Annotated in this window: 13 protein-coding genes and 1 pseudogene; 6 read left to right on the plus strand and 8 right to left on the minus strand. The window is 37.1% G+C overall.

Features of this window, described 5'->3' with window-relative positions:
* Positions 1–41: 41 nt before the first annotated feature.
* The 7 genes from yddG to AC4CUZ_RS19700 form a co-directional block, all read right to left on the minus strand.
* Complete coding sequence (yddG, locus tag AC4CUZ_RS19670) at positions 42–947, minus strand: aromatic amino acid DMT transporter YddG (protein ID WP_005130397.1); 906 nt, start codon at positions 945–947, stop codon at positions 42–44.
* Positions 948–959: 12 nt separating this feature from the next.
* Positions 960–2252, minus strand: a complete 1293-nt coding sequence (locus AC4CUZ_RS19675; RefSeq protein WP_005130395.1) for an MFS transporter — start codon at positions 2250–2252, stop codon at positions 960–962.
* A gap of 54 nt (positions 2253–2306) precedes the next feature.
* Complete coding sequence (locus AC4CUZ_RS19680) at positions 2307–3545, minus strand: M24 family metallopeptidase (RefSeq protein WP_120371440.1); 1239 nt, start codon at positions 3543–3545, stop codon at positions 2307–2309.
* A 115-nt stretch (positions 3546–3660) separates the two neighbouring features.
* A complete protein-coding gene (locus AC4CUZ_RS19685; RefSeq protein WP_005130393.1) occupies positions 3661–4620 on the minus strand; it encodes a GlxA family transcriptional regulator in 960 nt (319 codons plus the stop codon).
* A gap of 754 nt (positions 4621–5374) precedes the next feature.
* Entirely contained in the window at positions 5375–5692 is a 318-nt protein-coding gene (locus tag AC4CUZ_RS19690) for a hypothetical protein (RefSeq protein ID WP_228254635.1), read from the minus strand.
* 51 nt (positions 5693–5743) lie between these two features.
* Entirely contained in the window at positions 5744–6058 is a 315-nt protein-coding gene (locus tag AC4CUZ_RS19695) for a helix-turn-helix domain-containing protein (RefSeq protein WP_111810819.1), read from the minus strand.
* Entirely contained in the window at positions 6039–6362 is a 324-nt protein-coding gene (locus AC4CUZ_RS19700) for a type II toxin-antitoxin system RelE/ParE family toxin (RefSeq protein ID WP_000288001.1), read from the minus strand. Before AC4CUZ_RS19700 ends, AC4CUZ_RS19695 begins: the two co-directional genes overlap by 20 nt.
* A 264-nt stretch (positions 6363–6626) precedes the next feature.
* Between AC4CUZ_RS19700 and AC4CUZ_RS19705 the strand changes: the two genes are divergently transcribed.
* The 3 genes and pseudogenes from AC4CUZ_RS19705 to AC4CUZ_RS19715 all read left to right on the plus strand — a co-directional run.
* Positions 6627–6935: a hypothetical protein gene (locus AC4CUZ_RS19705; protein WP_111810818.1), complete on the plus strand. Its 309-nt coding sequence runs from the start codon at positions 6627–6629 to the stop codon at positions 6933–6935.
* Between the two features lie 165 nt (positions 6936–7100).
* Positions 7101–7415 (plus strand): hypothetical protein, encoded by a 315-nt coding sequence (locus AC4CUZ_RS19710; protein ID WP_114837847.1) that lies wholly within the window; start codon positions 7101–7103, stop codon positions 7413–7415.
* Positions 7408–7590 (plus strand): annotated as a pseudogene (locus tag AC4CUZ_RS19715) (transcriptional regulator); the annotation flags it as partial. The gene AC4CUZ_RS19710 and the pseudogene AC4CUZ_RS19715, both read left to right, overlap by 8 nt.
* An 83-nt stretch (positions 7591–7673) precedes the next feature.
* Here the strand turns inward: AC4CUZ_RS19715 and AC4CUZ_RS19720 are convergent.
* On the minus strand, positions 7674–7940 hold the full coding sequence (locus AC4CUZ_RS19720; protein ID WP_146857204.1) for a DUF8583 domain-containing protein: 267 nt from the start codon (positions 7938–7940) through the stop codon (positions 7674–7676).
* A 209-nt stretch (positions 7941–8149) separates the two neighbouring features.
* Between AC4CUZ_RS19720 and mobQ the strand changes: the two genes are divergently transcribed.
* The 3 genes from mobQ to AC4CUZ_RS19735 all read left to right on the plus strand — a co-directional run bounded on the left by mobQ (position 8150) and on the right by AC4CUZ_RS19735 (position 11697).
* On the plus strand, positions 8150–9586 hold the full coding sequence (gene mobQ / locus AC4CUZ_RS19725; RefSeq protein ID WP_114837845.1) for a MobQ family relaxase: 1437 nt from the start codon (positions 8150–8152) through the stop codon (positions 9584–9586).
* 566 nt (positions 9587–10152) lie between these two features.
* Positions 10153–11076, plus strand: coding sequence for a replication initiation protein RepM (repM, locus tag AC4CUZ_RS19730; RefSeq protein ID WP_005268335.1), 924 nt, complete (start codon positions 10153–10155; stop codon positions 11074–11076).
* 63 nt (positions 11077–11139) lie between these two features.
* Positions 11140–11697: a plasmid replication DNA-binding protein gene (locus AC4CUZ_RS19735; protein ID WP_005268333.1), complete on the plus strand. Its 558-nt coding sequence runs from the start codon at positions 11140–11142 to the stop codon at positions 11695–11697.
* The last annotated feature ends 156 nt before the right edge of the window (positions 11698–11853 follow it).

Here is an 11853-nt window from a genome sequence, read left to right on the forward strand (position 1 = left end):
GTATAAGGTGTATTATGTTAATTTTAAAGCCTCTAAATAATTTATTGCTTTCGAGTCGCTAACCAACACAAGACTGCTCCTGTTGTCACCATTGCAACACCTTGCCAAAAGATGAAAGATAAGGAAGTGCTTAGAAGTAATGCAGCAAACAAAGCAGATAACACGGGAGTAAAGTAAGAAGCGCCAGCCATTAATGTCATGTTCCCTGAAATAATTCCAATATTCCAAGCACCATATCCCAAACCTAAAGCACCAGCCGCCATAATCAGAGTGACTGTATTGTCATAAGTAAAATTAAGAGCTGACCCACTCATGAGAAGGTATTTTATCCATAGTACAGCTGCAACTAGGGCAAAAAATATAGTGACTAGATTTTTACCCTGAGACGTTTTTACTGTCACAGAACAATATGTAGCCCATAAAATAGCAGCAGCAAAAGCTAAACCATAACTAAGAGGATTAGCCTTCAAATTGGTCCATATCTGGAAGAGATCAAATCCAGTATCTCCCCCTAGCACCCAACAAATTCCAACCAAGGCTAATATGCAACCGGGAATAATTAAAATATTGGCCTTAATGTTGTTAAAAATAATTGCAAATAGTAGAGTAAATGTTGGCCATAGATAATTAATCATGCCAACTTCGATTGCTTGTCTACTGTTTTGTGCATAGCCAATAGAAAGAGCAAAACATAATTCATAAGCAACAAATAAAAGGCTTCCCCAACATAAATAGGATTTTGGGATTGTAGAAAACTTAGGCATGCCAATCGTGAAAAGTAAAATCACGGATGCGACACTGTAAATTAGAGCAGCACCGGCTACAGCTCCAAAACTCTCACTGACACTACGAATTAAGCCTACATTTGTACTCCAAAATATGACAGCTGTAAGACCAATTAAAGTCGATATATTTCTATTGAGTGCAGGTAAAGCGTTTAAAAGCATAACCAATTCCTTTTAAGCTTTAGCATTGATTAAACGATGTGATTTCCTTTGTAATAAAGCCATACTTGCAAAAATTGCAACTACAATTAATAAGACACTAGGTGCTAAGGTATTACCTGTTTGTTGAATTAACCAGGTTGCAACAAAAGGAACTGTTCCACCTAACAATGCATTAGCAGTATTAAAACTAAAGGCAAAACCGGTATAGCGCACTTGTATAGGGAATTGTTCTGTTAAATATGCAGGTAAACTACCATCGTTCATTGCTAACAATGTGCAGAACACGAGCTGGATTATCACCATTTCAACAAAACTGGCGGTTGAAAGTAAGTAGAACAAGGGTACAGTCAGTGCGATAAAGCTTAGACTTGCCCAAAGCAACATTTTCTTACGTCCAATTCGGTCTGAATATTTGCCCATTGCAAAAACCACAGCAATATAAAATAGCAATGAAATTGACCCCGAGATAAAGGCTTGCGTTTTATTTACACCTAACTCTGTAGCTAAATAATTTGGCATGTAACTAAAAATAAGATAGAACGCAGTGGCATTTAAAGATGCAACAGCAAATGCTTTAAAAAGTGCTGGTCGATACTGGGTAAATAAGGCTTTGATTGGAAAATTTTCTTTCTTGCCATTTTTTTGATGTTCTAAAAACTCTGGGGTATCTTCTAACTTGACACGAATGTAGTATCCAATTAAGCCTAATGGTGCTGCCAATAAAAATGGAATTCTCCAGCCATATTCGTGTAAAAATGCCTCTGACATAAAAGCGAACATTGCTGCTGCCATTAAAGAGCCGAGTAGTAAACCCGTTGCAGTACTTGCAGGAACTAAACTGGTATAAAGTCCTCTTTTTTCCTTAGGCGCGTATTCTGCGAGAAAGTTTGCTGCTCCAGCATATTCACCTGAAGCTGAGAAGCCCTGGATCATCCGAAATATTAATAGCATAATCGGTGCAAAAATACCGATACTTTGATAACTTGGTAACAGTGCAATACATACCGTAGCCAGTGTCATTAAGATAATCGACCACGATAAAGCATTTTTTCGACCAAATTTATCGCCCACATGCCCCCAAAAAATACCGCCTAATGGACGCAAAATAAATGAAATTGCAAAGATAGCATAGGCAGCCATTAATGCCGTTAAAGGGTCACTTTGCGGGAAAAAAACAACTGCAATGACTGTTGCCAAAAAACCATATGCTGCATAATCAAACCATTCTACAAAATTGCCAATAAAGCTTGCACTTGCGACACGTCTTAAGGTGTTTTTTTGTTCTACCTGCTTGTCTTTTTTCATTTTTCTCCCCTCGAATCAAATAGGCACTTCTAAAAGAAGTGCCTATGCAATTTATTATTTGATGATGTTATGTTCTGGACCATATGGGAATTTAGTAATATTTTCATTGCCTGATTCTGTCACCACCAAGATGTCATGTTCACGGTAACCACCAGCACCAGCCATACCTTGTGGAATCATGACCATAGGTTCCATGGAAATCACCATGCCAGGTTCAATCACCGTATCAATATCTTCACGTAATTCTAAGCCTGCTTCACGACCGTAATAATGCGATAACACGCCAAAAGAGTGTCCATAACCAAAGGTACGGTATTGTAATAAGCCTTCTTCATAGAAAATTTCATTTAATTCTTTCGCAATATCACTGCAACGTGCACCTGGACGAATCAATTTTAAGCCTGCTTCATGCACCTTAACATTGGCTTCCCAAATACGTAGTGAAGCATCATCGCAATGATCAAAAAATTGTGTCCGTTCTAAAGCTGTGTAATAGCCTGCAATCATCGAGAAGCAATTTAAACTTAAGATGTCACCTTTTTGCACTTGGCGTGTTGTGACAGGATTATGTGCGCCATCGGTATTAATTCCTGACTGGAACCAAGTCCATGTATCCATTAATTCAGAGTTTGGAAAACGTTTGGCAATTTCACGTACCATCGCTTGGGTAGAAGCTAAAGCCACTTCATGCTCTGGTACCCCTTCACGAATCGCTGCAGTCACTGCGAAACCACCAATATCACACACAGCAGCCCCTTGGGTGATATGTGCAATTTCTTCAGCAGATTTAATCATGCGTAGTTTCATACATGGGGCACTAATATCGATAAACTCTACATTTGGCAAAACAGCTTTTAACTTATTTAAACGCTCTAAAGGCAAATGATCAAACTCAATTCCTACACGACCTTTATTCGGAATTTCTTGTGTAACCGCTTTAAAATAGTTATCACGCTGCCAATCGGTATAAACAACGTTATAGTCACCAACCGTACGACGCCAAGGTTGACCAGCATCAATATTTGCTGAAATTGTCACCACTTTTTCTGGGCTAACCACCAGACCGTAGAAGCGACCAAATGAACAATAAATAAAGTCCGCATAATAGTTAATGTTATGTATTGAACTAAATAGAACATGATCAATTTCTAGCTCTTCCATTAGTTGGCGTAGCTTGCTTTGTCTATTTTGATACTCAGATAATGAAAATGTTGCAGAAACTTTTTCACCATTTTCAATGGTTAATAATGATGGTAGCTCTGAAACAGCCAAATTATTTACTAAAGTATTCATATATGTGCCTAGATCAATGTGATGTAACCAATCACCTAAGCTTATGCAGAATATGAGTAGGTATTTTTGCCAAAAACGTCAGAAAGTTGTCAAAAACCGACAAGATTAAAAAATACTAATTAGCAAAATCTAGAACATTACGTTCAAATTTGGGTGAATAGTTAAAAAAAGCTTTATATGCTTTAGTAAAACTAGATCCGTTACAAAAACCGCATGCCAAAGCAATATTTGAAATGCTTAAAGTAGACTGTTTAAGTAGATTCTGTGCATAGGTGAGTCTTAGTTTTAAATAATATTCTTTCGGAGCCAATTGCAGATTCATTTTAAACAAGCGCTCTAAGGTACGCGGTTGAATTTTTACATGCTGTGCAATTTCAGCAATGGTTAAAGGCTCATTAATATTATTTTCCATTAAGCGCAATACATCTTGAATTGGAAAATCAAGTTTTTTCCTATGTTCAGAAATGGGTTGATGTTGAATTTCATTGCTCTCACGTACTTGATGAACAATAAATTGCTCACAGATTCTCTTAGCAATATTTGGATAATGTATTTCAACAAGTTCCAAGCCTAAATCAATCGCTGCAAGCCCACCAGAACAGGTAAAACGATTCTTATCAATGGTAAAAATATGCGGGGTAAATTGTACTAATGGAAATTCTTCTTGTGCAGCTAAGGTATTTTCCCAATGAAGACTAGCACGAAAGCCATTTAGCAGATCTGCTTTTGCCAATACATAAGCACCTGTACATAAACCACCTAAAGCAATTTTTTGTTGATCAAGCCGATATAAAAAATTCTTTAAGTATGGGGTCATATTCTTATACAGTTGAAAACCACCACAAATAAAAACGATATCCATATTCAGTAAATGTGGCAAAACACAGGTATGTTGTATTTGCAGACCATTGCTTGCGCAACTGTGATGACCATCTAAACCCGTCACGTTCCATTGGTATAAATTATCTTGTGTGACATAGTTAGCCATACGTAATACTTCAAGCATGTTTGAAAAGGCAATCATGGAAAAGTTATCGAGCAATAGAAAACCAATACGCTTAGAGTTTTGCAACATAAAATTAATATACTTTACTTTTTTTCATATTTTTATTAAGCAATTTTAGGACCACAATTTTGATTTTTCAGATTTAAATAATTTTAAAGTGTAAGGTAATACCTTAGATACTACAGAAAATCCTGGAAGCCAAACGCACCAAAAAATATTGGTTCAGAATATAATTTTTAATTAACAAACCTATTTGAAACAGAATATTAGTTGATATCTTATTTGTTACAGATTCAACAGACAATCTCTTATCAGAAATTTAAAAAACTGCACTATCCCACCAATTTATTATTACCCATTTAACATAATGGGCGTTATACGAAACGCATATAAAAATAGTTTTATATTTCAAAAAGTTATGCTATAAAAAAATTGGGACGCAAACCCGAAAAGCCGACTTGGAAACAAGTCGGCTTTTTTATGAGCGGTTTTGATACTTCTTGCCAATAAAATTGTTTAAAAAATAGTCGATTTTGCGATTTTTTAAATTTTATCAATGCTTGAATGCTTAAAATTATCCACATTTTTTGTGGATAAAATTTAGGCTATTTTGTACGCTCAGGCTTACGTGAATCTCGGCCCTTTGCGGCTATCTAGGATACTGGAACTTTCCTATGATGAACTCATCAGGAACAGGAAGTTCCATAACATAAAACAAAAATTATAAGTTATTCGATAGGGACCAGAGGATAGTGAAAGCACATGAGAAAACATGAAAAACCCCGGCAGGATGCCGGGGTTTTTTATTGCCTGAATATAGTAATTAGTGGGCAGTATCTGATTGGTTTTGATTGATAAATTTAACCAACGTATCCTGAATAAATTCCTCCAACTCAATACCTTGTTTTTTAATTAATTTTTCTAAATTTTCAATTATTTCATGGTCTAATTCAAACGAAATTTCTGATGAGGTCGCCATTAATAAATCGTAGTTGCTTTCTACCATTTTTCTAAAGACTTCCTCAGGATTATTCTTTAATGGCACGTTGAAAGACAGTCGGAGAGAACTGTTAATAATTTCAACATGTGTATATCCAAGATGTTCTGTACTTTTTCCGACAAATCCTAAATGCTTCATCATGATTCTCGAATCTGGTTATAGCGAATAGCCCTCAATCGAGAGCTATATAAATCAAGCCAGGCTTTCTTTTACAAATTGTGGATCAACAATAAATAATCGAATAAGGGATGTTGCTGCTCCTGAAGGTCTTCTAGCACCTTGTTCCCAAGATTCGAGTGTACGTCTCGAAACACCCAGAAGTTTGGCAAACTGTTCTTGTGTCAGTTGAGCCTTTCTACGAGCTAATGCTACATCGGTCTCAGTGATTACAGTTCTTTTAGCAGCATTATTAGCAAGCATGTCATCTATACCTAGCAAGATTTCAGCTTCAATATCTCTGGTTGCTTCAAAAGCTTCGAGTTCTTTTTCAGTCATTAAACGAGTCATTTAATTTCTCCACCAATGCTTGAAGAGTTTTCTTACTAAGCTGTACCGTTTGCTTTTTACTGTACAGGGTTAATAACCAGATCTCTCCATTTGTTAAACGATTAAAGTAGATGACTCTGACACCACCACTTTTACCCCTACCACCACTCGTCCATCTAATTTTACGAATGCCACCTGAATTAGGCTCTACATCTCCGGCTTCAGGATTTAATGCCAAGAATGTTTTAAATTCTTCGTACTCTTCCTGAGTCCAATAAACAAGACAGTATTTAGTAAATAATGGGGTTTCACATATTGTATACATTGCTGATGTTCATACTACCTTGTAGTAACTCATCATATACCACTATGTAGTATTATTGAATATTAATTTTCAGCTTTTTGGTTGTTTAGATTTAACAAGCAGAGTTCTTATATAATTCTGAGGATAAAGGCTATCAAATATGCATACGTAAAATTCTGCGTGAAACCATATTGAAGAATTCAAAAATCACCCTTTAGATTAGGAGCAATAGGATGAACTACTTTGCACAGGATCCCTTCTAGGTAATGTTACCTAGGAGGAATCATGAAAAGACTGAAATCTCAGTATCATCAATCTGTAAAAAAACCACATCCTAATGATTATTTTTATAAACGCTTTCCTAATGTGAAAAGTGTTTATCATAAAAAATTCAGTACACACCAAGAGAAAAGCTTTTATTCAATTCATTGCATTGAATATAAAAACTATCCTCTTAAACTTCGTGTAGCGCGAGGGCCTGGTCTAGCTGAAGCATGGGATGATCTTCCAGCATATGTCTATAAAGTTGCTAAAAGTTGGAAACATAATTCCAGAAGACAGCATCAGTACTACAAAGAACATGAACAACACTAAGAAAAATGAGGGAGTTTTTCCCTCATTTTTTGTATAAAACTCATTCTAAAAGACTGATTATTAGAAATAGATAAAGGATTCTGCATCATTGAAAGAGTAAAATTTATAAAATCAGAAGTATTGAAATTGCCTTCTGTTAACTTGATGAAATGAGTACTAAAACCTATGAAAAGAGATGAAATTTTAGGACATGACTCTTCTGAAAAAATCATTTTTTGCTTTCTTTATGAAAATGATGAAAAGGTTATCTCGCTGTTCGTTCGCTATTCAGATGAAAATACGATGAATATTGCAAAGCAGTCAGTCACTTTACATAGCCTATTTTGGAAATCAGATACGAGTGCACAAAATTTGAAGGAATTATTTGAAACTGATCCTTCTTTAGTAAATTTAGGCGTAGAGTTTTGGGCAGATTTTTTTCAGATCAATAAAAAATTTCCACCAGGCTTCAATAATGTGAAAGGACCGCTCCATGAATAACAAACTATTTGATCATCTTGTCCTTTCACTAAAAGAAGCAGGTGCCATAAAACGTGATGAAATTCAGGCAAGCCAAGCCACAGACCTTAGGCTGCCTGACTCTAAAGCAGGGTGTGAAAAAATGGGATTAACCCAAGTAGAGTTTTCTATACGTTTACATCTCAGGAAAACAACCAACAGAACTGAAAGTAAATTTAAATAACTTAGAAAGTATTAACTTTTAAATTAAATGTTTATATAAAAAAGCTATCCAAAGAATTATAAATTAAACAACTTCCGGTCACGTTCATCTGTTAAATATTTATCCATCTGAGCAATTAGTTTAGCTCTGGCCTGTTCATCATCTTCGGTGATTTTCAACATACAGGATCCAATTAAAATTTTGCGTCTAGTATCATCCTTTCGAGCCTGTTCTTTCTCTTTGGCTCGTTCTCTTGCCAGTGCTGCCTGTCTTTGAGCCTTTAACTGCTTTAGCTTTTCTTCCTGTGCCTTGATTTTGCTGTCTAGTGTTTCAGTAATGCTCATTAATCCAATACCATCATCCTGGGAAACCATCCCTAACATAAGCGCACTTGAATATGCATTCAAGGTGCTATATGTATAGTAATGTTTTCCTCGAAGAGCGCACTTATGCAAACTTCGTTTGCAAGTCCGATTGGGGTTCCCCCAATACCCCAACAACCGTATCCACGGTTGTATTTCACTACGTGAAAATTTAAAAGCGAAAAACAAGCATGGCGATTTACCACTTTTCAGTCAAAACAGTAGCACGATCAGCAGGGCGATCCGCCACTGCTGCGATTGCCTATCGGGCAGGTGAAAAGATCTATTGTGAACGTGAAGGCCGAGAACATGACTACAGCCGAAAAACCGGGGTGGAATACAAAGAGATTTACTTACCCGAAGGCGCACCAGAACATTTAAAAAACCGAGAAAAACTCTGGAACGAAGTCGAACAACGCGAAACCCGAAAAAACTCGACTGTAGCCAGGGAATTTGAAATTGCCTTTCCAAGTGAATTAAACCAGGAACAACGTCTGGCCATGCTCGAAGAATTATGTGCCAGCATCGTGGAAAGACATCAAGTAGCCGTCGATGCCTGCATCCATGCACCGCATACCGGATCCGGCAGTGATGAGCGCAATTATCACGCCCATATCCTGATGAGCACACGTAAACTCACGCCAGAGGGTTTTACAGAAAAAACTCGGGAACTCGATCAGAAACACAGTGGAGAAATCGAGCACTGGCGCGAACACTTTGCCGATATCTGCAATATGCACCTCGACATGGTCGGATCCACAGCAAGGGTTGACCACCGCAGCTACAAAGACCAGGAAAATGGCTTGCAGGCCACCCTGCACGAAGGACCGAAAGTCACCGAACTACGCAGAAGAGGCATCGAAACCGAAATCAGCCGAACCAACGATGAGATCAAAGAAAGAAATCAGGCTCAGCTGCAATACGGCAAAAATATGGATCTACTGATTGCTGAAAATGAGATCACACTCAAAAAACTAAAAACAGAACAGCAGATGCATATCCAAAATAGCGCTAAAACGCCACCATTAAGCGCAGAAGAGCAATTTCAATACATACAGAGAGAAACCCTAAGCAAACTACTCAAAGGCGAAATAAGCGCAAAAGAGGCGAATTTAGACCTAGATTTTATGCAACACAATCTTGAGAAAGTCGAAGGTATCCTGAGTAAACAACAAAAGCACAAAAATGACTTCAATCAGCAGCTCGCCCAAGACATCGTGAAAAGCAGACTCAAACAAAGTCATGACAAATTGCAAAGCTTGGTGGATCAACACAACGAGTTAGGTCAGAACAAGCCCTTGCTGTTTGGAAAAAAAGCTTGGGAGGCACAACGTGATGCGATTTACCAAGAACACAAACAACTGAAAGGCAGACATGAATACCAGAAAAAAAATGGTGTGAAGGATTTATTGGAAAACGAAAAATTCAAAGCACATGCCTGGACACAGTACGAAAAAGAGCATCCAGCCAAAGCCGAGCAATATCAGAACCTCTATGAGTCCTACCGAGCTATTAAAAACTGTGTGGATAAGATCAAAGCAGAACAACAAATGAAACTTAGACAAGAACAACAGCTCAAAGCACAGCAACAAGCTCCTAAAATGAAATCTCGTGGCATGAGGCGATAAACAGAGCGAGTGTCTACGAGCGAACTGAAAAAATTTGCCCATCCTTTTCCCTGATTACAAGCTCCCTATCCATCAATCACCTGCTTTACAGAGCATCCCGAATGGGTGCGAACTTTCCAAGTTTGCTTCTTAAATCGAGCGAAGCGAGAAAAAAAGCTGATGAGCGAAGCGAATTCCGACTTGCTTTTGATCTTGCCTTTGCTTTTTTTAAAGTCACAACGAGATTAGGCCAAAAATTGCCCCGACGAATCGAGCGAAAGCGAGATTCAATAGAGTTTGAGCGAACGAAGTGAAGCGAAAACCAAGGGCAATTTTTCACTCCTTTGGCTTTTAATTATTTTTAAGGTTTTTAAATGCTTTTAGACATGCTGTAAGCCTTTATTTGCAATAGTTTAAGAGGTGATAAAGATAGGTTTAAGGGGTGATAAAGATAGGTTTAAGGGGTGATAAAGATAGGTTTAAGGGGTGATAAAGATAGGTTTAAGGGGTATTTGAATAGCTGAATTATTGACTATTTAAAATAAATAGAATATAACCTAGTTAAATGAATTAATAAGCTTCATATCATGACAAATAACAATAAATTAGTTGTTAAGGATAATGCTCTTATCGATGCCTCTTTCAACTTATCACTCATAGAGCAACGTATTATGCTCTTGGCCATAGTTGGAGCTAGAGAGTCTTCTAATCTCACATCTGATACACCAATAGAAGTATTCGTAAGTGACTACGTTCATCAATTTAAGGTAGATAGTAATAATGCCTATGGCTTGCTTAGAGAGGCAGCGAAAACACTAAAAAGAAGAGAGTTTAGTTATTTAGATAGATATAAGGGCCAAGAAGCTCTTACTACAGCAAATTGGGTAAATAAAGTGACCTATGTAGATTCTAGTGGCCTTATCGTTTTATACCTTAGTAACGAAGTTATCAGTTTAATTAGCCGATTAAGCGAACAATTCACAAAATACCATATAGAACAAGTGTCTGACTTTAAGAGTAAATATAGCATCAGACTATATGAGCTACTAATTAAATGGTTGAATGTAGCAAAAACTGAGAAATATAGTATTAACGATCTTAGATCAAAATTAGGGCTGGATGCGACTGAATATTCAACTATGTCTAATTTTAAATCTAATGTCTTAGACAGAGCAGTAAGTGAAATTAATAAACATACCAATATTACCGTTGACTATGACCAATTCAAAAAAGGTAGAGTTATCACAGATATTCAATTCCGAATTAAATCAAAAGCAATACCAGCTCAACATGAATTAACAAAAACATCCCAAGTAACATTCCACCAAATGACAGATGCTCAAATCAATATGTTTGGCAATCAGCTTTCACGACTCCCTGAATTTTCAAACTTAGCAAATGGCAATGAAAGCTATGAGAGCTTAGCAGCAAAAATCAAAGAAATGCTGAGAGATCCAATACAACAAAAGCAGTTTTTACCCCACCTACAAAACCTTGGCTTTAAAGCTTGAGTGTATTGGAGAATACACATATTGTATTCTCCAATACATTTTCAAAATACACAGCAATACACTATGAATACAGCTACAAAATACAGTGTTAGTAATGCTGCAACGCTGTATAAAAAATCTAGAGCTACACTATATAAAGATATAAAAAATGGTGTGTTAAGTCGTGACCATGATGGTTGTATAGATTTTTCAGAACTACTTCGTGTCTATGGTGAGCCTTTTGGAGCAAAACAGGCAAAACGTATTGATACGTCTTCAATACAAAATCAAAATACACCTGAATACATTGATAAAACAGTGGTAGAACTGAAAAGCCAAATCGACTTCCTAAAAAAACAGTTAGAAAAAGCCGAAGATCGTGAATCCAAGGCGAACGCTCGTATAGATACGCTTCTAACACTCATCGAAATGAAGCCTCCCACAGCCAATATGACTACGTTTACCGATCAGAAATCTAGCCAGGATATAGCAACGGATCCTCGGCCAGAAGCTGAACCGAAAGATGACGGATTGACTACTCCGGAGCAGGCTGAAAATAAGCGGATTCCCGTACCGGAGCACGTTGAACAGGAGCCGGAGAAAAGGGGCTTTTGGAGCCGTTTTTTTAGACCCTATGATTAACCACGATTGTTTAACTAATATGAACAAAGTCGTGAAACATTGCTTAAATAATAGGCGTGGAACGTGAAAAATCATAAAAAAAACCCATCTTGGGGAAGATGGGCTATCAACTAGAAACTACAGCATTGATTTTTATAGATAATTATAACACATTTC

The organism is Acinetobacter sp. 789_lipA, from assembly GCF_058242845.1.